We start from the raw sequence: 19,644 nt of genomic DNA, 5'->3' as shown, positions 1-19,644 counted from the left end.
AGGATCCTGAAACGATCCAGCCGCACCAGTACTCGTTCCTTGAGTTTGGGCTCCGGGGGTTGGGGCGGGTGCGGATGTAGTGCTTGGGGTTGCCTGAGACGGTGCAAGTACCGAACTGCTTGTCGATGGCTGAGATGTAGCAGTCGCGGTATTAGGTGCTAGGGCGGTAGTCGTCGGCGCCGTGGTGGTTGTCGTAACAGGGGCCGAGGTCGTCGTTTGCGCGGTGCTCGGTTGCGCAGAGGCGAGCGCCATTGCAGAGGCCACGAACCACACGGTGGCGAAAGCTAGGATAGACCAGATTCCCGAAAGCCTGCCTTGACGTGACATACGCATTCCTACTCAGGCGTTACTGAACGGGGCGCTAGTGAACTCGACCCCGGCTACGAAGACTGTCAGTAAAACCGGACGTTACAGCGACGTCAGTTAGTCACGCAATACTTGTACCGAGAAATGTATGTTACGGGGCAAAACGGACCCAAGGAGGGGTGAAGCTGGGATGAAATTTGTCTAAGTGTCACAAGGCAGACATCTAGCTTCACGCGAGATCAATAATTGACGCCGGGCTCGTAGCAGAAACACTTTCGAAACATCTCTGTAGTACGACGGACACCAGCACCACGACCACATGCGACTCCTCCGGAACGGAACCGCCGCGGTGAATTCGCTGGCGGGAGACCCCTTCGGAACGCTCGCAACCTGGCCGAAGCCGAGATGAGGCAATTCAACCATGTCCGACTGACCTGTTGGCAGTCTCGTCCCCACTAGAAGGATGTCTGACGCAGATTCAAGTCCGACTAAGGATTGGAGATCGATGAACGTAGCCGAAAATGGAACAAGTCAGGAACGACGAGATTGCCAAAAGGTTAATGGCTGCTGTCTGACTGCACCTTCGTGTGGGAAGCCACGGAGGCAAGCCACTCCCCCATATGGGGGATCTCGAATAATTGCGACGAGTGCGGTGTAGCTGCCCGTGGGGGCTACAAGAGAGTTTCGAGTTTGTTATCGAACATACTTAACGCAGAACCAATAGCCATGTGCATGTCTAGGTACTGATAGGTCCCCAACCTACCGCCAAAGAAGACCTTGTTCTTCTGCGTCTCTGCGTCTGCTAGCTCCCGGTACCGCAGGAGCATCTCCCTATCGTCTGGGGTGTTGATTGGGTAGTAGGGCTCGTCGGTGTCCTCAGCGAAGCGGGAGTACTCCTTCATGATTACCGTCTTGTCTTGGGGGTAGCGATCCGCCCGCTCCGGATGGAAGTGCCGGAACTCGTGGATGCGGGTGTAGGGGACGTCCGCGTCGTTGTAGTTCATCACCGGCGTGCCCTGGAAGTCCCCGGTCTCCAGCACCTCTGTTTCAAAGTCCAAGGTGCGCCACCCCAGTTGCCCCTCCGAGTAGTTGAAGTAGTGGTCTAGCGGCCCGGTGTATACAACGGGTGCCTGCGGGTTTTCCTCCCGCAAGGAATCGCACACGTCGAACCAGTCCGTGTTGATCATGACGCTGATGTTCTCGTGGTCCGCCATGTTGTCCAACCACTTCGCATACCCCTCAACTGGCAGACCCTCGTAGGTGTCGTTGAAGTAGCGGTTGTTGAAGGTGTAGCGCACGGGCAGGCGGGAGATGTTGCTCGCCGGTAGGTTCTTCGGATCGGTCTGCCATTGCTTGGCGGTGTAGTCCCGCACGAAGGCCTCATAGAGGGGACGGCCGATGAGGGCGATGCCCTTCTCCTCCAGGTTCTGCGCCTGCGCGGGGTCCAGTCCGTCCGTTTGCTCCTCGATGAGTTTCCGCGCTTCCTGCGGGCTGTAGTACTTGCCGAAGAACTGGTTGATCAGCCCCAGGCCCATCGGGAACTGGTAGGCCGTGCCCTTGTGCATGGCGAAGACGCGGTGCTGGTAGTTGGTGAAGTCCGTGAATTGGTTGACGTAGTCCCACACGCGTTTGTTGGAGGTGTGGAAGAGGTGGGCCCCGTACTTGTGGATCTCAATGCCGGTTTCCGGCTCGGCCTCCGAGTAGGCGTTTCCGCCGATGTGGGAGCGGCGTTCTACAACGAGTACCCGGGCCCCCTTCTGGGTGGCCGCGCGTTCTGCGACGGTCAATCCAAAGAAGCCACTGCCAACAACGATCAGGTCAAAGTGCGCGTTTTCGCTCATGGCCCCTGAGGTTACCCGGGGTTATTTGTGCAGTCCGGTCCAACTCGCGAGGCGGTCCAAGAGCGGCATTGCCCAGCCGGCCAGTTCGAAGCGCCACATGATGTAGGCGATGAGGGCGAAAACGATCCAGATCAGCACGAGCGTGGCGGCCGCCATTGCCGCGCGCACGGGGGTGGACGCCGACTTGTACCAGCCTTCCAGCTTGTCGTATTGCTGCACTGCCCAGGTCAGCAGGCGGTGCGACCAGTGGAGTTCCAGCGACAGCACACCGAAGCCGATGAAGACGGTGAACCACCCGGGCCCTGGAAAGGGGATGGTGATAAGCCCCACGATGACGATGAGCCAGCCGAGGAGGAGGGTCAGGGGGCGGACGAGGTAACCGTGCTTCCTGTCCTTCAGCCCCTCGTGGTGGCGGCGGAGGGCCTCCACTTTTTCGAAGACCCTGTCCCGCATGCTCATGTCTCCGCGGTCGGCGGCGTCTGGGGTGGTGGGCATAGTGCCTCTCATCCTAAGGATCTGCCCCGTCTGGCCGCCCAGGCGGTGCCCACCTCCGGTGCCGCCAAATCCACCTTCTACGTCATCACACTGAGCACACCTTTTCGGATAAGGCCAGGTCGTCATCGTCACCGCTGCGGTGTTGATGTTCTAGAATTTCGTTCCGGACGCCAGGAACGGCGCGCACCGAGACCTCGACGCGAAGGGAACAGGATGGACCAGTGGGGCACGCATAACGAGCAGGGCTGGGGCGACCCCGCGAAGAAGAACAATCGCCTGGTCTTGCCGATCGCCATCGCCGGTGTCGCCATCCTCGTCGCCGTCATCGGCGGTGTTGTCTGGTTCACCCGCAGCGAGGACACGCCACAGGCCGACCCGCAATTTCAGGCGACGTCGCAGACCCCGCAGACCAGCGCCTCCGGTAGCGCGCTGCCCTCCCCCTCGGCCAACACCCAGAACCCCCAAGGTGGTGGCGCACCGTGCACCTTGGAGGCTGTCCACCAGAATGCAGCGCTGTCTTCCTTGAACGTCATCACAGTTTGCGAGGGCAACTTCATGCACGCGGGGAAGCGGGGTAGCGATGATTCCCGGATCCTGCGGTGGACCGGAAGCCAGTGGGAGACTTTACCCACCGATAGCCGAACGTCCGACTCGGGCTTCCCGTGTCATACCCAGAGCCAATTGGACAACGCCGGTGTCCCCCAGAATGTCCGGGAGGGCATCACGGTCTGCCGCAGCTCCGCAGCAGCTGATGGCGCCGACAGCAGCAACGCCAACAGCAGGTACGTCACCCAGGCAGGGCTGGGCGAGCAAAGCCCGTGGAATGTCTCCAGCCCCGCCTGCGACGGGCGCAACATCCTCATCGTGGAATCCGTGCATGTCCCCGGCAACGATCGCGGGGGCATCATGACCCAACTGGGGATCGCCCTGAACAGATATCATGGCAGCCAGTTCACCTACCCGGGCCAGTGCCCCTCCCTGCGGGCACAGATTGATGGGCAGGACATTTACCCCGTCTACTACGATTTTGGCTCCGACCGGCAGGCCATGTGTGAAGCCAAGGGCCGCCAAGGCGGGAACGCCCGCACCCTCAACACCGCTGGAGACTTCACGGATCCCTGCTAGCACTGTGCCCAATTGCCTCCCTCGCCTCCTTCCGGGGCGGCCGGTCGAGGGGTGTGACAGCCGAAGGCGTGGCAGCACGTGCGAGCAGCGTGGGGACCAGTCCCCACAACCGTGGTGCTGTCCTCCTCCCAGCTGGGAACCTGTTTTCCGGGCGCTAGGTAGAGATGGCGTCCGGAAGAAGTAAGGGACCAGGAACACAGCGGCGCGGAGAGGACCACCGGGGATCATGCAGCAATGGGGAGAACAGCCCGTACCCAACTCGGAGGGCGAGGGGCAGGCCCACGGGCAGGTGACGGCGCAGGGTCGGATGAAAGCGCAGGGTCGGGGGCCGATCCTGCTGGCGGTGGGGATGATCGCCGCATTGGGGATCGCCGCAGGCGGGGGATGGTACTGGTGGGACCAGTCCGGAAAGGCGGACCAACGCGCCGCGAACTTCCAGGCGGAGGCGACCAGCAGCTCCTCGGCAGCTGGAACGGCGGGGGCAGCTCCATCGGCCGGCAATGGCAGCGACGGCAATAGCGGTGCCGGTGCCGCCTCCGGAGCACACGGCGGGTCGGGAGCTCAAGGCGGGGCCACACCGGAATGCACCTTGGAGTCGCTGCACACGAACGGGCAGCACGCTGAAGCCAACGCCATCGTCGCTTGCGAGGGCAACTTCATGTACGCGGGGATGATGGGCTCGGACGTGGTCTCGCTCTACCGCTGGAGCGGGCAGCAATGGGAAACCGTGCGCCGCGACGGGACCTACGCGCAGACGGGAAACACCTGCTACCGGCAGCAGACCATCGACCAGATGGGGGTACCCGAACAGGTGCGGGCCAAGCTCGGCATCTGCGAGAAGACGGTGGCGGCGAACGCGGCATCGGCGCGCGGGTCCGAAGACAACAGTGGCGGGGGCAGTGGCGGTGCGGGTGATGGTGCGGGTGATGGTGGCGCGGGCACAAGTGGGGACCGGGGCGGTCGATACGTCACCACCGCCGGGTTGGGGGAGCAACGGCCCTTCGAGATCGCAAGCCCCGCCTGCGACGGGCGCAACATTCTCATCATGCGCTCGGTGCACGCTGCGGGAAACAACCGGGGCGCTATTCAATCCAAGCTGGGGATGGCGCTCAACCAGGTCCATGGCACCCAATTCACCTACCCTGGGCAGTGCCCATCATTGCGTGCGCAGATTAATGGTGAGGACATCTACCCCGTCTACTACGACTTCGGCTCGGACCGCCAAGCGATGTGTCAGATGAAGGCCAGCTCCGGCGGCAACGGCCGAACGCTCAACACCGCCGGGGACTTCACGGATCCCTGCTGAGTCGGCCGGGTGGAGGTGACGGCGTGAGGCGGCTGGCTCCCCTGCCCTGGTCCCGGCCCTTCTCTCCCCTCCACTGGCTAGAACCACTGCTCCAGGACCTGAGCCACCCCGTCGCTATCGTTGTCGGCGGTGATGAAGTCTGCGGCTCGTTTGACCTTTTCCGCCGCGTTTCCCATGGCTACCCCCAGGCCAGCCCAGGTAAGCATTTCAAGGTCGTTCGGCATGTCCCCAAAAGCGACCGTCTCTTCCCCATCCACGCCGATCTGTTCGGCAACCCATTCCAGGGCCGAGCGTTTGCTCACACCTGGGGCAGCGATTTCCACCAGCCCTCCATCCCAGGAGTAGGTGACATGGGCGATGCCTGGGTCGATGCACGGATTGATGAGGTCGAACAGCTCGCTCGAACTCAATCCGCCCCCACGGACGAGGAGTTTCACCGCTGGCTCACCGATAAGCTCGTCGAGCGGCTGGACGTTGTGCTCTTCGCTGAGCCAGGCGTGATCGTAGTTCTGCTCGACGGCGAAAAGTTCATCGGCGCGGTCGAATGCGCTGCGTCCGACCCGCTCGACCGCGAAGCCCACTCCCCCAATTCTTCTACCAACCCGGGTGACCTGTTCAACAACACGATCTAGCACCAACGGTTCCAGGGCTGCCGCGCGGACAACCTTATCGGCAGCCGAGTCATAGACCACCGCCCCGTTTGCGCAGACGCACAAGGGGCGCACGGACAGTTGGTCTAGCACGGGTAGAACCCAACGGGCCGGGCGCCCCGTCGCCATGGTGAAGACCGTACCCGCGTGGCGCATATTCGCTACGGCCGCGCGGATGCGCGGGGTCACACGGTCATGGCTGTTGAGCAGGGTGCCGTCCACATCGCTGACGACGAGAAGGGGTGCCGGGCGATCCAGTGGGTTGCCGGAGTTCATGGTCCGCTATCGTGCGCGCCGGGCCCGGAACCACTGTCGCAGGGGAAGCGTCAACCGAGCTATTGGCCCCTTGGCGTTCTCACGCTCCGCACGGTCGGCAGCGTCCCTTTGAACTTGCAGTTCAGCTGCGCGGCGGGCAGCTTCGGCACGATCTCGCTTTCGCTTTTCCTGGGCTTCGCGGTCCTCCACTGTTGCGGCCTCCAGCGTCGGAGCGGAGCCCCCCATGCTGGCGGGAACCCAGAATTCCCCTTTGGGCATTTCTCCGTAGAGGCCTACAAACCGTTCCTGCACCTCTTTGAGCGTTTTCTGCATGGCGGCGTGCAGGCGTTCGGTGGTCTCAGCGGAGTTGGCGCTAACCTCTACCGGCTCCCCCACGGCCATGACCAGGTTTACTCCCCGGGGGCGCCACACGGGCTTGCGTCCCTTGGTCCAGACCCGCTGGGAGCCCCAGATGGCCAGGGGGATCAGCGGAACACTGCCCTCGTACGCGATCTTCGCCGCGCCTTGTTTAACTTCCTTGATTTCAAAGGAACGGGAGATGGTGGCTTCCGGGAAGATACCGACTAGCTGTCCTTTGCGCACCCTGCGAATGGCCTCCGCCATACTTTCGGCCCCCGCAGCCCGGTCCACGGGGATATGTTTCATTGCCCGCATCACGGCACCTACACCGCGGACGTCGAAAATTTCTTTCTTTGCCATGAACCTCACAAGCCGGCCTCCCTGAGCAAAGGCAGGAATCCCCCCGTACACGAAGTCCCAGTAGCCCGTGTGGTTCACGGCGATTACACCGCCGCCGTTTACGGGGATCCGTTCGGGGTGATAGACGTGCACCTGCAAGCGCTGCACGAGGGCCATCCAGGCCTTAGCTGAGGGGATAATGATGCGGCCGTAGAACAGCTCGCGGGATTCGGGGTGCTTAGCCGGTTCTTCGAAGGAATCAGGAACGTGGAAGTGCTTGTCAAACACGCGGGTGGGCTCTTTCTCTATGTCACTCGCGCCTTACAGCGATTGGCGCGAGGTGGTCATGTTGTGGGAGAGGTCAACGTGTGGCCGAAGTAGGTTCCCGGGGACGGGCGGTTCGGACGCCATGTTAGGTCAGGGGTTTGAGGACGTCCTTGCCGATGAAAGGTTGGAGCGCCTGGGGCACCACTACGGATCCATCTGCTTGTTGGTGATTTTCCAGAATGGCGCTGAGCCACCGGGTTGTCGCTAGCGTGCCGTTAAGGGTGGCTGCGATATGCGTTTTACCTGCGACATCCCGGTAGCGGGTTTTCAACCGACGTGCCTGAAACGTGGTGCAGTTGGAGGTGCTGGTCAGCTCTCGATAGCAGTTTTGCGTTGGGATCCACCCCTCCGTATCGAACTTCCGGGCCGCACTGGAGCCCAGGTCCCCGCCGGCGATGTCGATGACGCGGTAGGGGACGTCGATGGCGGCGAGCATCTCGCGCTCCATCTCCAGCAGCTTTTGATGTTGTTCGCGGGCATCCTCGGGTGCGCAGTAGACGAACATCTCCACCTTGTCGAACTGGTGGACTCGGATGATCCCCCGGGTGTCCTTCCCGTAGCTGCCGGCTTCGCGGCGGAAGCAGGAAGACCACCCGGCGTAGCGCAGCGGCCCGCCAGACAGGTCGATAATTTCCTCGGCGTGGTAACCGGCCAGGGCCACCTCGGAGGTGCCGACGAGGTAGAGGTCATCGGCCTCCAACCGATAAACCTCATCGGCGTGGGCGCCGAGGAATCCGGTGCCCTTCATGATCTCGGGCCTGACCAGCACGGGCGGGATCATCATCGTGAAGCCGTGCTGCACCGCGGTGCGGGCGGCGAGCTGCAGCATGGCTAGCTGTAGCAACGCACCGTCGCCGGTGAGGAAGTAGAAGCGGGCCCCGGAAACTTTGGTGCCGCGCTTCATGTCGATGAGGCCCAGGGATTCGCCGAGCTCCAGGTGGTCCTTGGGTTCGAAGTCGAATTCGCGGGGGGTGCCGACGTGATCGAGGACAACGTAGTCCTCTTCCCCACCGGCCGGTGCTCCTTCTTCCACCACGTTGGAAAGCTTCATTTGGAGAGCTTCTACGTCGGCCGCGGTCGCAGTTTGCTCCTCTTCCAAGCGCTTGACGGCGGCGGCCTTTTCGCGTCCCTGTTCGCGCAATGCGGTCTTTTCGGCATCCGTGGCGGTGGCCATGGCCCGGCCCATGCTTTTGCTGAAGTTCTTCTGCTCGGCCCGGGCGGCGTCTGCGGCGACGATGGTGTCGCGTCGGCGTTGGTCGGCGCGGAGGAGCTGGTCCACCAGGTCCGGGTCTTCCCCGCGGGTGCGCTGGGAGTCTCGTACCACCTCGGGCTGTTCGCGCAGGAACTTCAGATCGATCATGCCCATCACTTTAGCGGTCGCGTCGACCTGCTGGGTGGGTGCGCGGGGTAACTGGAAGTGCCGTTTGCAGTACCCTTACACCCATCTGTTTGTCATCCCGTGTTCGCACTTGTTTGACCTGTCAGCCCTCCTTGATCTTCGAATGCGCCGGAAAGCCGCTATGAACCGACACCCTTCCCCCCCGAGTCCTCAGGCCATGCGTCGGCGACGACGCAGCACGATGGTGGCAATTGTTGCCGCTTTGTGCGGCGGCGTGGGCGCCGGCGCCTTTACTTATGCTGCCCCGGAAGGTTCAACCCCCGTTACGCCGACTCCTCGTTCGGGGCCGGCGGCTCAGCCCGCGGTTAAGGCGGCCGCTTTTTCGGAGGCAGACCGGGGGAATTGCGTGACGTGGAGGCCGGGTCAAAATGGCGTGAACACTGATTTTGAGACGGTGGATTGCGCCCAACCGCACCGATTCGAGGTCTCCGCACGGCAGGATTTGTCGACCTATCCGACCAGCGAGTTTGGCCCCAAGGCGGCGCAACCGGATTTGGCCCGCCAGCAGCAGTTGACGGATGAATTGTGCGTGGGGCCCACGATGCAATACCTCAACGGGAAATTGGATCCGCAGGGCCGCTACCGTATATCCCCGATTCTGCCCCCGGCGTCCGCATGGGAGAAGGGGGACCGCACGATGTTGTGCGGTGTGATGGTGCAGGACGATACCGGTCGAAGTGTGGAGGTGACTGGTTTAGCCTCTCAGCAGGATCAGGCACGGGCTTTCGCCCCGGACACGTGCGTGGCTGTGGAGGAGGGCAGCAGTCGGCAGGTGCCGTGCGATCAAAACCATTCCTGGCAGGTGGTCTCCACGGTGAATCTAGGGGAAAATTTCCCGAATGGGTGGCCACCAATCCAGGCGCAGAATGAGTTCCTAGATAAGGTGTGCACGGACGCGGCCCGTAATTACCTGGGTGGGGATGACCAGTTGTATTACTCCACGCTTACTCCGTTCTGGACAACCCTTAGCCAGGTCTCCTGGGATGCGGGCTCCCGCACGGTGAATTGCGCTTTGACCTTTGGGCATAACGGGGGTGGTTTTGCGGCGTTGAATGGGGATGTACGGCAGAAGTTCACCATCGATGGTCAGCCACCTGCGCCGATGCCGCCGCGCAATCCGGTCCGCCAGCCGGGGCGCTAGAAGAGCCGCGGATGCTGTTGGGGTAGGTTGCAATGCCGATCTCTGTAAGTCCGGAGGATTTTGAAGATCTTGTGGACGCCGCCCTCCGGCGCATTCCCCGGGACTTATTGCAGCACGTTAACAACGTGGCGCTGGTGATCGAGGATTACAACCCTGATTCGCCGTTCATTCTGGGGCTTTACGAAGGCGTGGCTCTAACGGAGCGGACAAGTGAGTACACTGGCGTGCTGCCGGACAAGATCACTATTTACCGCGAAGCGCTAGCAGGTTACGTGGATAGCGAAGAGGATCTGGTGGAGCAGGTCGCGGTGACGGTGATTCACGAATTGGCGCACCACTTCGGCATCAGCGATGCCCGGTTACACGAGCTGGGCTGGGCTTGAGGCGAATCCCGGCAGGGGCCGTGGACGCAAACTGGACGCGGACTTGACGCACGATTGAGGGAAGGAAGACAGCCAGCATGTTGGTGCTGAATCTCTACGAAATCGACGAGGCCACGGTGGAACAGTTGAGGTCCTCCGAGGACCCGGCTGACCTTGCGTGGGAGGTCGCGGAAGAGGGCGATGAAGAGACAACAGATTTTGACAAACAATGGATGGACGCGAAGGAGATCTTCGCCGATGAACCGGCAGTGACCCGAGCGTTTGGGGTCGACCCACTGGATGAGGACGAGCAGGTTTTTGTGTTCAGTCCGCAGGAGGTTGCCCAACTGGCAGAAGAGCTGGCCGCGGTTGACGTTCATAAGCGGGAAGCTGAACGTATGGACCGGGCGAGCGAAGATACCGAGGGGGATGACCTCGTTATCAAAGCCGAATGCGTATTCCGCGCGACCATTAACGTCCGTCATTGACCCAACCCTTCGAAAAACTTTGCCTGACCCCAACTGACGATATCGAAAGCCCCATGCCACCGCTGCGCACGGAATTCGCCCACAGGGCCTTGCCCAACCCCGGCTAGCGCGCCTCCGCGCGGCACCAGCTCCACGAACTGCGTATTGGCAAGGTAACTAGCGAAGGCGAACTCCGGATCCACCGCGCCCAACCATTGCGCCACCAAACGGATTACTGCCCCGTGGCTCACGATCGCCACATGCGGGGCCGATAACACCGATGAATTCTGCGCCCCTCTGCTAGCTGCTGCCCCATGATCCTCCCCCAGCGCGTCCTGCGCCCCCATTGCCTGCGTAGCCGCCCACAACCGGACGAGCGTCGGCACATACCGCTCCAGAATCTCCCGTCCGCTGAAACCTCCCGGTACCGCCGTGTCCAGATCCCCGTGCATCCACTGGCCCAGGAACCCGTGATAGATGGCGTGCGAATCCTCGTCGTTGCGCATCTCCATGTCGCCTGCCGCGATCTCCGACAGGCCGGGCAGCGCCCCCAACGGATAGGCGGCACCATCCCGCCGCGCTATCCGGTCAGTGGGTGCCTCCATAGGCGGTACCGCGCATCTCGGCTCGCCGCCAAGCCCACTCGTCCCCGCCACATCCTCGCGGCTTGCGCCATAGACCTGCGCAAACGCGGAGCCTGGGGCCGAGCTCACCAGCTCCCCTCCGGACTGCTCAAACCCACAGGCCAGCAGCGCCGCGGTCTGTTGGGCTCGCGCCGCCAATGAGGAGACCACCAGCAGCCGCGGTCTCTCCTCTACCCCGGCCCCCTGCCCCAGCAGCTCCGCCAGGCCCCTTCCGCAGGCCACCGCCTGCTCGCGCCCCAGCTCCGTAAGATCCGCCCCCGGCAGCGCCGTGTCCAGGGCATGAATCGTATTGGACGTCGTCTGCCCGTGCCGAACGAGGAACAATCTCCCGTCGGCCGCTGCTGTATCCCCCTGAGTCATCGTTGCTCCCGCGCGTGGTTGTTGGCGTCCTCAAATGATCCGGGCATCAACCCCCGCACCCAACCCCGAGAATCCGAATACGGCGGCGGCGGATTGCCCACCGGAGTTTCCTGCGGCCAGGACCCCAAAAAGGTCAACCGCTCCGTCCGGCGGTGAAGGCCGGCCAGCGCCTCCGCCACGGCCTCGTCCTCAATGTGCCCGATTAGCTCCATATGGAACACATACGCCCCCATCCCCGTGCGCGTCGGACGGGATTCAATCCGGGACATATCCACGGAGCGGACCGCCAGCTCGCTCAACGCCGTCCACAACGCTGCCGGACGATTGGGCAAGGTGAACACGATGGCGGTGCGATCCTGGCCCGTCCGCTCGCTACTCGCCTGCGCATTGCCTACCAATACAAAGCGTGTATTGGCCCCCTTCACATCTGCAACCCCCGTGGCCAGTGGCTCCAAACCGTGAATCTCCCCCGCCCGCGCCGGAGCGGCCGCCGCATCCACCTCCCCCGCCGCCACCGCCGCAGCAGCCGCACCATTAGACGTCGCCGCCACGAACGGCACCCCCGGCAACTCCGCCGACAACCACGAGCGCACCTGCGCCATCGCCACGGGGTGGGTAACAAAGGTGCGAACATCCTCCCGGCGCGTGCCTGGGCGCACCACGATGGAAAACTCCACCGGCACGTCCCGTTCCCGGATAATCCGCAAACCCCCGGCCTCCGGCTCCCACATCGCCTGCGCCAGCGCATCGAAGGTTTGCGAAACCGGCCCGTCCACGCTGTTCTCCAGCGCCACGCACGCCAACTGCGCCTCCCCCCGCCGCACCGCCTGCAGCGCCGCCCCCGGGCTATCCACCGGAACCAACCGCGCATCCGCCGGCACCTGCCCAGCCGCCACAAACTCCTGCAGGGCCTGCTCCGTGAAAGTGCCCCGGGGGCCGAGATACGCAACCGTGGTCGCCGGTTCAACATGCATAATTGTCACCCTACCGCCGCACAAGAGCAGCCGACGCGACGACGGCAAAAGCGCCCGCCTACCGCGGCGGTAAGCTAACCCCATGCCCGCCAGCCCGGCCACCACCGCCGCCGAACGCCGAGCCCTGCGGTGGGAAATCCTGCTTGTCCTAGCCATCACCTTTGGCGCCTCCGGAGCGCGGGCCGCACTACGGCTGATCGAGGCGCTGGCCCGCCCGGAACGGTTGGACCGCCAAACCACCACCCTCAACGGTGCGCAGAGCGCCCTCTGGTGGCTCGACCCCGCCTTCCAACTCATCTCCACCGGGGTCCTCTGCGCCTGGGGTGGCCTGGCCATGTTCCTGCTGCTCCGGCACGTGCCCGCCGCCGTTGCTCCCCTGCGGCCGTCGCCCGCCGGAACCCCAATCCGTCGCCACCCCCTGCGGCCCCGGCGCGCCGACATCCTCCCCGGCATCCTCCTCGCCGCCGCCATCGGGCTTCCCGGCCTGGCCTTCTACCTCGCCTCCCTCCACCTGGGGCTCAGCAAGCACGTGGACGCCGCCGGCATCAGCGCAGCCCTCGGATCCGGCCCCGGCGGGCACTGGTACACCCTGCCGCTCGTGATCCTCAACGCCTGGGCCAACGGTTTCGCCGAGGAACTCGTGGTAGTCGCGTGGCTATGCACCCGGATGCGCCAACTGCGGGTCCCCTGGGGATGGGTCTTCGCCGCCTCCGCGGTGCTGCGCGGCAGCTATCACCTGTATCAGGGGCCCTCTGCGGGGGTGGGCAACGTTGTGATGGGGCTGGTGTTTGTCTGGTGGTATCGGCGCACCGGGAGGGTGTGGCCGCTCATCGTTGCGCATGGGCTGATAGATACGGTGGCATTCGCTGGGTCCGGCCTGCTGGGGCCGGTTGGGGGGTAGGCAGGCCGTTAGTATAAGCCCATGGATTCTCGCGACGATTTCGCCCGCGACCGCCACGGCAGACCCCTCACGGACCGCTACGGGCGGCCCGTTCACCGGCGCTCACCCGTGCCGCCGCCTGCCGGTTCGGGGCGTCATCGCAACGAAGGAACCCCGCCCGATCGCCGGGGAACACAGCGCGGCCGCACCCCCGATACCTCCCGCCCCAGGCCCGATCTCACGCCCAGGCCCGCACCCGGTTACCGGCCCGACCGAGCGCAGCGGCGGGGTGACATTCCCCCCACCCGCACACGCCGGTCCGGTCGGCCCGCGCCGAACGCCGCCCAGCCCCGTCCCCGCCCGCCGCGGTACGTCCGTTCCCCGCTTCCGGACGCCAACTCCACCCAGCGCGGGGCCCCCAACCCTCCCCCCGCGGCCGACCGGCGTAGCGGCCCGGACCGCTACCGGGATCCCGCCGGGCGGCCCGCTCCTCGCCGCGACCTGCGCAACGCCAGCGTCATGGCTCCCTCCCGCCCGGACAGCCCCCGGCCGGGTGCTTCTCGCCGGAACACCGCCGGCCCGGAGGCAGGGCGCAGCCGCTCCCGCAGCTTCGGCCGGGCTGTGGCTGCGGGCACCCTAGCCGCTGGTCGCCGGGCCCGTCGCTTCGGACCGTTGAAGATTCTCGGCTTGCTGCTGGCGGCAGTTCTCGCGCTGATCGTGGGCATGGGGCTGTGGGTGGACAGCAACCTGCAGCGCACCGATGCGCTGGCGCAATACCCGGAGCGCCCCAGCTCCTCGGGCACGAACTGGCTGCTCGTCGGCTCGGATTCCCGCGCGGGCCTCAGCGATGCCGACGGCAGCCGCCTGACCGCGGGGGAACTCAACGATTCCACCGGCCGCACGGACACCATCATGCTCGTGCACATCCCCACCGGCGGCGGGAAACCCAAGATGGTCTCCTTCCCCCGCGACAGTTTCGTGGACATCCCCGGGGAGGGCAAGAACAAAATCAACCAGGCCTTCGCCATCGGTGGACCCCAGCTTCTGCAGAAGACCATCGAGCAGAACACGGGCCTGCGGGTGGACCACTACGCCGAGATCGGATTCGGAGGCTTCGCCAATGTGGTGGACTCCGTTGGCGGCATCGACCTCTGCCTGGACCAGCCCATCAACGACCCCATGGCCGGGATCAACCTCCCCCAGGGCTGCCAGAAGATGAACGGCCCCACGGCCCTGGGCTACGTGCGCACCCGCTACACCTCCGACAACGGCGACCTGGACCGCGTCGAGCGCCAGCGCAAGTTCTTAAGCGCCCTGAGCGACAAGATCAGTTCGCCGGGGACCCTGCTTAACCCCTTCCGGGCGCTGCCGGTGACCAACGCCCTGTCCAAGTCCCTCACCGTGGACAAGCACGACCATGTGTGGAGCCTTGGGTGGCTGGCGCTGGCCATGACCCGCGGGGCAGATCAGGTGACCGTGCCCGTCGCGGGATTCGAGGACACCTTCGCCGGCAACGCCGTGCTGTGGGATGAGGCGGGGGCTAAGCAGTTGTTCGACAGCATGCGGTAGGGGCCTGGGGCTTCGGTCGGGGCCGGGGTTTCGGTCGGGGCCGGGGGCTAGCGGATGGTCACCTCGCGGGAGATGATCGTCTGCTTGGCCTTGTGCTCCTCCCCGGTGAGCTGCCCCTCCTCTTCGAGGGCGGCGGCCAGCAGGCCCTCCACCGTCTCCAGCCCGGCCTTCCAGTGCTGCGCGGGCTGGGTGTTGTCCACATCCCACACGGGCACGAGGATTCCATGGGTACGGAAGGCACCGGCGAACTTGGACCCCTCCCCCAGGTGCAGCTTGCCTGCGGCGTGGACGCGGGCCAGGGCGTCCAGCAGCGCGCCCTCCTCTGCGGTGTGGACCCAGCGGATGTGCCCTCGCTCCCCCGGGTCGATCCACCACGCGGCCCCGGTGATCTGGGCGCCCACGCGCTCCGAGGGCAAGACGGACTCGTTGGCTTGGTTGAGCGTCGCCAGGACCTGTGGGTTTTCGCGGTGAGCTTCGGTGAGCCACCAGTTGAAGTCCTGGGCCACGGCGATCTCTGCGGAGGTCTCGGGCGGTAGAAGGTCCCGCAGTTGCGGCTCGCTGCCGTCCGCCACACCCACGTCCAGGGATTGCCCGGGTTCTGCCGAGCGCAACCAGTTCAGGGTGAAGGCCAGGTCGCGGTTGGGGTTGTTGCCCCGATTGTTCGTTTGCAGGGCAGCGAAGCATTCCCCGCCGTCTTCCGCGCTGCGGCGCAGTCCGGCTACGGCCCCGGGGAGCACGGTGACGATGTGCACCGGCGCCGCTATGCCCTCCACGGAAGCCGCGAAGTGCGCGGAGGGAACGAACTCCTGCAGCGCCACCAGGTCGGCCTCCATGGCGTAACCCCCATAGGGGCGGGGGTCCTTTTCCAACTTGGCCCGTTCGGCGGCGCGGGCGGCGAGCTTGGCCTGGCGGCGGCTCATGCCTTCCGGCAGGTTGTCTTGGTTCTTCTTCTTTTTAGCCACGGTTGGACAGTGTAGTGGCCAGTTGGCGCCCACTGTCTGCTGCTGCGGCATCTCCCTGGCCGGTGAGCCCCAGCTCGTCATCGCGCCACATCCGGGCGCGTCCGGGGTAGTTGGTGGCCAGCCAGGTCACGCCCCGGCGGGCGGCCCAGCGCACATCCTCCTCGCGGTCCGCCGTCCACAGGTAGGTGCCGTCCCCGTAGCGCCCGATGATGTCCGGGCGCACCTTAGCGCGGGTGACGGACAGTCCGTGGGCATCGATCACCTGCAGCGCCTGCAGGGTGGGGTTGAGCATCCGCTGGTACTCCCGACGCAGCAGAATGCGGTGGATGGCGGGGTTAATCATGCGGAAGCGCACAAGAGATTGCGGAGAGAAGGAGATGAGGTGCACCGCCGCGCTGGACTCCAGGTGGGCCCGCCGAAGCTCCTGGTCCAGGGCGTATTCCACCCGCGGTCCGAAGCGATTGGGGTGCTTGGTCTCGATGAAAATCTCGGGGGCATTTCCGGACGCCGTGAGCGCCACGCGCGCCGAGTGGCGCACATCTTGGAAGAACTCCAGAAGTTCACGGAGGGTGAGCACCCGCGCCGGTTCTTCGGGCGTGCCAATGTTCAACTCACCCATTTCGGCGAGCGTCATCTCGCTGACTACCCCGCTGCGATCGCTCACCCGGTCCACCGTGCGGTCGTGCATGCAAACCAGTTCGCCGTCGCGGGTCAGGCGGATATCACACTCGTAGCCATCGGCACCCCGTTCGGCCGCCAGCTCGAATGCGGCCAAGGTGTGCTCCGGACGTTCCCCGGAAGCTCCCCGGTGCGCGACAATTTTCATACCGCCCAGTAGTAGTTGGCGACATGGGGTTCGGCATCCCCAAACCGGCCCTCACGCCCACAGTTATCAACCTTTCTTCTGCAGTTTTCCGCCACGTTAACTCGGCGCTAATCGCGCGCCACCCGGGCTTAACCCGCCGTCCGGGCCGGCCGCGCCGCAACCCCCGCTCAGCGCCTCGCCCCGGCGGGCTTTTGGGGCTGGCCCTGGGACCCAGGCAAGCAATATATGCTGTTGTGGTGCAGACCAGCAGTCCGGAACCCAATGTGACCCGCACAGCCCTGGTGTTCGAGGGCGGCGCCATGCGGGCGGTCTATTCCGCTGCAATGGTCGAAGCCCTTATCGAAGCGAATGTGAACTTCAGCTTCGTGTGTGGCAATTCTGCGTCCACTGCTCACGTGGCCAACTATGTTTCGCGCGATATCCGCCGGATGCGCCACGCATTCACGGAATTCCCCTCCCATCCGGAGTTCGGCGGCTGGGGCACCTACCTGCGGGGGCAGGGCTTCTTCAACGCGGATTACATCTACGACCAGGCCCATTTGCCAGATCACCCCCTGGCGATGGATTGGGAGACGTTTGCCGCCTCCCCGGTGAACTACCGCATCTCCGCATTCGAGGGGGTGACTGGGGAGACGGTGCATTGGGGCCGGGAGCACATCCACTCCGCCCAGGATTATTTGCTGCGGGCCCGGGCCAGTTCCACGCTGCCCGTCATTATGTCCCCGGTCCACATCGATGGCCAGACGTGGTTCGATGGGGCCTTCGGCCCCACCGGTGGTATCCCCCTTGATTCCGCCGAGCAAGAGGGCTTCGACCGCTTCGTGTTCGTCATGACCCGCACCCGGGGCTACCGCAAGGGCTCTGCGCGCTCGGGGTGGTATCTACGCCGGGCTTTGTCGAAATACCCGGCGCTGGTGGAATCCTTCATTACCCGCCACACCCGCTACAACGAGACCCGCGAGCGCATCTTTCAAATGGAACGGGAGGGCTCCGCCTACGTGTGGGCCCCGGAGCGCATCAGCATCACCAACGGCAACCGCCGAACCCGCCCCCTTATGCGGGCGTACGAGGCGGGCCTGGCCCAGGCCCGCCGGGAGATGCCCCGAATTCGGGCTTTTTTGGGACTGGAACCGCACGTCCTCTAAACGGGCGGCTACTTCAACCCGGCCTTTGCCATGACGTCCGTGAGCACGCTGGCGGAGTGGCGGAACTGCCCTGCCTCGGTTTCGTCCAGATCCAGCTCGATGACCTGCCGGATCCCGGACCGGTTGAGCACGGCCGGGGTGCCGATGTAGATGTCCTCAAACCCGTACTCCCCCTGCAGGAGCGCGGAGACCGGCAGGGCCACGTCGGCGTTGTGGAGGACACCGCGGGTGATCCGGGCCAGCCCCATGCCGATGCCATAGCTGGTGGAACCCTTGGCCTGAATGATCTCGTAGGCCGCGTCCCGGGTCTCCCGGAAGATCTTGCTCACGTCCTCGGCAACCTCGGCCTTTTCTCGCAGCCGCTTGGCCAGCGGCACCCCGGCCACCGATCCTGCGGACAGCACGGGCAATTCAGTATCGCCGTGTTCCCCGATGACGTACGCGTGGACGGAGGTGGAGGACACCCCGAAGTACTGCCCCAGGGAGTAGCGGAATCGGGCGGTATCCAGCACTGTGCCGGAGCCGATCACCTGGGCGCTGGGGAGTCCGGATAGCTTCCAGGTGGCGTAGCTCAGAATATCCACGGGGTTCGTAGCAACCAGGAAGATTCCAGCGAAGTTGGCCTCCATCACCTTGCCCACGATCCCGCGGAAGATTTCTACGTTGCGGGCCACGAGGTCCAGGCGGGTCTCCCCTGGTTTCTGGGCCACACCGGCGCAGATCACCACCATCGCCGCATCCGCGCAGTCCGCAAAGCTGCCCACGGTGATGCGGGTGGAGTGTCCGGCCCAGGGAATGGCGTGGTTGAGGTCCTGAACGTGGCCCCAGGTCTTGCGTTCGTCGATGTCAATGATGGCCAGATGGTCACACAGGCCTTGGTTCACCAGCGCGTACGCGTAGGCCACGCCAACGTCCCCGGCCCCGATAAGAACGATCTTGTTTCCTGTTGTGGGCGCCATGTGCGCCATCCTACGACGGTGCTGGAGCGACCGCTCGGCGAGCGACGCACCGGGGATGCTCCACCGTGCTGCAAAATTCAACGTTCCGAAATTTATTCTTTTTGCATGCACACTCCCCAGCTAGCGCCCATTATCGCGCACACAACCGGCCCGCAAGCCCGCGGTACTGTGACCTTCTGCACAACTTTTCCTTGCAGCCACTCCCGATTTTCACCACACTGGAGTTAGCAAAAGGCGGCGCGCCCAGTAGACGGGGGCTGCGCCCAGCAGACGGATGCAACGCTCCTCCGCACGCGCCGCTCAACGAAAATCGAGACAGGAGCTTTTTCACCGCTATGGCTAAGTACGAACTGCCGGAACTGGATTACGCCTACGACGCACTGGAGCCCCACATCTCCGCCGAGATCATGGAGCTGCACCACACCAAGCACCACGCCACGTACGTCGCTGGCGCCAACTCCGCACTGGAGGCCTTGGAGAAGGCCCGCGAGGAGGGCACCAACCCGGATCAGATCCGCGCCCTGTCCAAAAACCTCGCCTTCAACCTCGGTGGTCACACCAACCACTCCATCTTCTGGAAGAACCTCTCCCCCAACGGCGGCGGGGAGCCCACCGGCGAGCTGGCGGAGGCCATCAACCGGGACTTCGGTTCCTTCGAGAAGTTCAAGGATCACTTCTCCTCCGCAGCCCTCGGCCTGCAGGGTTCCGGGTGGGCCGTCCTGGGTTACGACCACATCGGCGAGTGCCTCGTCATCCAGCAGATGACTGACCAGCAGGGCAACATGTCCGTGAACTTCACCCCGCTGCTCATGCTGGACATGTGGGAGCACGCCTTCTACCTGCAGTACAAGAACGTGAAGCCGGATTACGTTAAGGCCGTGTGGAACGTCTTCAACTGGGAGGACGTCGCCCAGCGCTACGCCTACGCCGCCAAGTAACGCAACCTGCGGTA

19 protein-coding genes are annotated in these 19,644 nt (G+C 64.4%); 9 read left to right on the top strand and 10 right to left on the bottom strand.

Annotated features, from left to right (window positions below):
* Positions 1-977: 977 nt before the first annotated feature.
* On the bottom strand, positions 978-2,147 hold the full coding sequence (gene glf / locus CHEID_RS00645) for a UDP-galactopyranose mutase (RefSeq protein ID WP_112769755.1): 1,170 nt from the start codon (positions 2,145-2,147) through the stop codon (positions 978-980).
* A gap of 21 nt (positions 2,148-2,168) precedes the next feature.
* Positions 2,169-2,642 carry a TIGR02611 family protein gene (locus tag CHEID_RS00640; protein ID WP_238599350.1) on the bottom strand — a complete coding sequence of 158 codons (474 nt, stop codon included), beginning with the start codon at positions 2,640-2,642 and terminating at the stop codon, positions 2,169-2,171.
* A 213-nt stretch (positions 2,643-2,855) separates the two neighbouring features.
* Here CHEID_RS00640 and CHEID_RS00635 point away from each other — a divergent pair, with 213 nt between their 5' ends.
* Together CHEID_RS00635 and CHEID_RS00630 are read left to right on the top strand one after the other, a co-directional pair.
* Positions 2,856-3,767 (top strand): flagellar basal body-associated FliL family protein, encoded by a 912-nt coding sequence (locus CHEID_RS00635; RefSeq protein WP_112769754.1) that lies wholly within the window; start codon positions 2,856-2,858, stop codon positions 3,765-3,767.
* Positions 3,768-3,993: 226 nt separating this feature from the next.
* The gene (locus CHEID_RS00630; RefSeq protein ID WP_112769753.1) at positions 3,994-5,073 is read left to right on the top strand and encodes a hypothetical protein; all 1,080 of its coding nucleotides are present in this window, start codon (positions 3,994-3,996) and stop codon (positions 5,071-5,073) included.
* Positions 5,074-5,150: 77 nt separating this feature from the next.
* Here the strand turns inward: CHEID_RS00630 and CHEID_RS00625 are convergent, their stop codons facing one another.
* From CHEID_RS00625 to serS, 3 genes are all read right to left on the bottom strand, one after another.
* Entirely contained in the window at positions 5,151-5,999 is an 849-nt protein-coding gene (locus CHEID_RS00625; RefSeq protein ID WP_112769752.1) for an HAD family hydrolase, read from the bottom strand.
* A gap of 6 nt (positions 6,000-6,005) precedes the next feature.
* Positions 6,006-6,965: a lysophospholipid acyltransferase family protein gene (locus tag CHEID_RS00620; protein WP_238599349.1), complete on the bottom strand. Its 960-nt coding sequence runs from the start codon at positions 6,963-6,965 to the stop codon at positions 6,006-6,008.
* A 124-nt stretch (positions 6,966-7,089) separates the two neighbouring features.
* Positions 7,090-8,364: a serine--tRNA ligase gene (serS, locus tag CHEID_RS00615; RefSeq protein ID WP_112769751.1), complete on the bottom strand. Its 1,275-nt coding sequence runs from the start codon at positions 8,362-8,364 to the stop codon at positions 7,090-7,092.
* A gap of 196 nt (positions 8,365-8,560) precedes the next feature.
* Between serS and CHEID_RS00610 the strand changes: the two genes are divergently transcribed.
* The 3 genes from CHEID_RS00610 (at position 8,561) to CHEID_RS00600 (ending at position 10,394) form a co-directional block, all read left to right on the top strand.
* Positions 8,561-9,544: a septum formation family protein gene (locus CHEID_RS00610; RefSeq protein WP_420536387.1), complete on the top strand. Its 984-nt coding sequence runs from the start codon at positions 8,561-8,563 to the stop codon at positions 9,542-9,544.
* Positions 9,545-9,576: 32 nt separating this feature from the next.
* A complete protein-coding gene (locus tag CHEID_RS00605; RefSeq protein ID WP_112769749.1) occupies positions 9,577-9,927 on the top strand; it encodes a metallopeptidase family protein in 351 nt (116 codons plus the stop codon).
* Positions 9,928-10,004: 77 nt separating this feature from the next.
* The gene (locus CHEID_RS00600) at positions 10,005-10,394 is read left to right on the top strand and encodes a DUF1877 family protein (RefSeq protein ID WP_112769748.1); all 390 of its coding nucleotides are present in this window, start codon (positions 10,005-10,007) and stop codon (positions 10,392-10,394) included.
* Here CHEID_RS00600 and CHEID_RS00595 read toward each other — a convergent pair.
* Positions 10,388-11,377, bottom strand: coding sequence for a histidine phosphatase family protein (locus CHEID_RS00595; protein WP_112769747.1), 990 nt, complete (start codon positions 11,375-11,377; stop codon positions 10,388-10,390). The genes CHEID_RS00600 and CHEID_RS00595 overlap by 7 nt on opposite strands.
* A complete protein-coding gene (gene pheA, locus CHEID_RS00590; RefSeq protein WP_273661164.1) occupies positions 11,374-12,351 on the bottom strand; it encodes a prephenate dehydratase in 978 nt (325 codons plus the stop codon). Before pheA ends, CHEID_RS00595 begins: the two co-directional genes overlap by 4 nt.
* Positions 12,352-12,433: 82 nt before the next feature.
* Between pheA and CHEID_RS00585 the strand changes: the two genes are divergently transcribed.
* On the top strand, positions 12,434-13,252 hold the full coding sequence (locus CHEID_RS00585) for a CPBP family intramembrane glutamic endopeptidase (protein ID WP_112770375.1): 819 nt from the start codon (positions 12,434-12,436) through the stop codon (positions 13,250-13,252).
* A gap of 21 nt (positions 13,253-13,273) precedes the next feature.
* Positions 13,274-14,800, top strand: coding sequence for an LCP family protein (locus CHEID_RS00580; RefSeq protein WP_273661163.1), 1,527 nt, complete (start codon positions 13,274-13,276; stop codon positions 14,798-14,800).
* 47 nt (positions 14,801-14,847) lie between these two features.
* Here CHEID_RS00580 and CHEID_RS00575 read toward each other — a convergent pair whose 3' ends face one another.
* Positions 14,848-15,762 (bottom strand): DUF5926 family protein, encoded by a 915-nt coding sequence (locus tag CHEID_RS00575; protein WP_112770153.1) that lies wholly within the window; start codon positions 15,760-15,762, stop codon positions 14,848-14,850.
* Positions 15,755-16,588 (bottom strand): glycerophosphodiester phosphodiesterase, encoded by an 834-nt coding sequence (locus CHEID_RS00570; RefSeq protein WP_112770152.1) that lies wholly within the window; start codon positions 16,586-16,588, stop codon positions 15,755-15,757. Before CHEID_RS00570 ends, CHEID_RS00575 begins: the two co-directional genes overlap by 8 nt.
* A 236-nt stretch (positions 16,589-16,824) precedes the next feature.
* On the opposite strand from CHEID_RS00570, the gene CHEID_RS00565 reads away from it, so the two are divergent.
* Positions 16,825-17,733, top strand: coding sequence for a patatin-like phospholipase family protein (locus CHEID_RS00565; protein WP_238599403.1), 909 nt, complete (start codon positions 16,825-16,827; stop codon positions 17,731-17,733).
* 8 nt (positions 17,734-17,741) lie between these two features.
* Here the strand turns inward: CHEID_RS00565 and CHEID_RS00560 are convergent, their stop codons facing one another.
* A complete protein-coding gene (locus tag CHEID_RS00560) occupies positions 17,742-18,692 on the bottom strand; it encodes an L-lactate dehydrogenase (RefSeq protein WP_112770150.1) in 951 nt (316 codons plus the stop codon).
* 335 nt (positions 18,693-19,027) lie between these two features.
* Here CHEID_RS00560 and CHEID_RS00555 point away from each other — a divergent pair, with 335 nt between their 5' ends.
* Entirely contained in the window at positions 19,028-19,630 is a 603-nt protein-coding gene (locus CHEID_RS00555) for a superoxide dismutase (protein ID WP_112770149.1), read from the top strand.
* Positions 19,631-19,644 lie beyond the last annotated feature (14 nt).

It is taken from the genome of Corynebacterium heidelbergense, from assembly GCF_028609845.1.
Classification (GTDB): domain Bacteria; phylum Actinomycetota; class Actinomycetes; order Mycobacteriales; family Mycobacteriaceae; genus Corynebacterium; species Corynebacterium heidelbergense.
Note: the sequence above shows the minus strand (reverse complement) of the source record. Positions and strands in the feature narration are given on the sequence as shown.

What these genes read in the sequence shown, in the direction of transcription:
- serS (WP_112769751.1), bottom strand. Translation starts at nt 8,364, where the DNA reads ATGATCGATCTGAAGTTCCTGCGCGAACAGCCCGAGGTGGTACGAGAC.
- CHEID_RS00640 (WP_238599350.1), bottom strand. Translation starts at nt 2,642, where the DNA reads ATGCCCACCACCCCAGACGCCGCCGACCGCGGAGACATGAGCATGCGG.
- CHEID_RS00605 (WP_112769749.1), top strand. Translation starts at nt 9,577, where the DNA reads ATGCCGATCTCTGTAAGTCCGGAGGATTTTGAAGATCTTGTGGACGCC.
- CHEID_RS00600 (WP_112769748.1), top strand. Translation starts at nt 10,005, where the DNA reads ATGTTGGTGCTGAATCTCTACGAAATCGACGAGGCCACGGTGGAACAG.
- CHEID_RS00580 (WP_273661163.1), top strand. Translation starts at nt 13,274, where the DNA reads ATGGATTCTCGCGACGATTTCGCCCGCGACCGCCACGGCAGACCCCTC.
- glf (WP_112769755.1), bottom strand. Translation starts at nt 2,147, where the DNA reads ATGAGCGAAAACGCGCACTTTGACCTGATCGTTGTTGGCAGTGGCTTC.
- CHEID_RS00570 (WP_112770152.1), bottom strand. Translation starts at nt 16,588, where the DNA reads ATGAAAATTGTCGCGCACCGGGGAGCTTCCGGGGAACGTCCGGAGCAC.
- CHEID_RS00555 (WP_112770149.1), top strand. Translation starts at nt 19,028, where the DNA reads ATGGCTAAGTACGAACTGCCGGAACTGGATTACGCCTACGACGCACTG.
- CHEID_RS00585 (WP_112770375.1), top strand. Translation starts at nt 12,434, where the DNA reads ATGCCCGCCAGCCCGGCCACCACCGCCGCCGAACGCCGAGCCCTGCGG.
- pheA (WP_273661164.1), bottom strand. Translation starts at nt 12,351, where the DNA reads ATGCATGTTGAACCGGCGACCACGGTTGCGTATCTCGGCCCCCGGGGC.
- CHEID_RS00610 (WP_420536387.1), top strand. Translation starts at nt 8,561, where the DNA reads ATGCGTCGGCGACGACGCAGCACGATGGTGGCAATTGTTGCCGCTTTG.
- CHEID_RS00630 (WP_112769753.1), top strand. Translation starts at nt 3,994, where the DNA reads ATGCAGCAATGGGGAGAACAGCCCGTACCCAACTCGGAGGGCGAGGGG.
- CHEID_RS00560 (WP_112770150.1), bottom strand. Translation starts at nt 18,692, where the DNA reads ATGGCGCCCACAACAGGAAACAAGATCGTTCTTATCGGGGCCGGGGAC.
- CHEID_RS00635 (WP_112769754.1), top strand. Translation starts at nt 2,856, where the DNA reads ATGGACCAGTGGGGCACGCATAACGAGCAGGGCTGGGGCGACCCCGCG.
- CHEID_RS00595 (WP_112769747.1), bottom strand. Translation starts at nt 11,377, where the DNA reads ATGACTCAGGGGGATACAGCAGCGGCCGACGGGAGATTGTTCCTCGTT.
- CHEID_RS00625 (WP_112769752.1), bottom strand. Translation starts at nt 5,999, where the DNA reads ATGAACTCCGGCAACCCACTGGATCGCCCGGCACCCCTTCTCGTCGTC.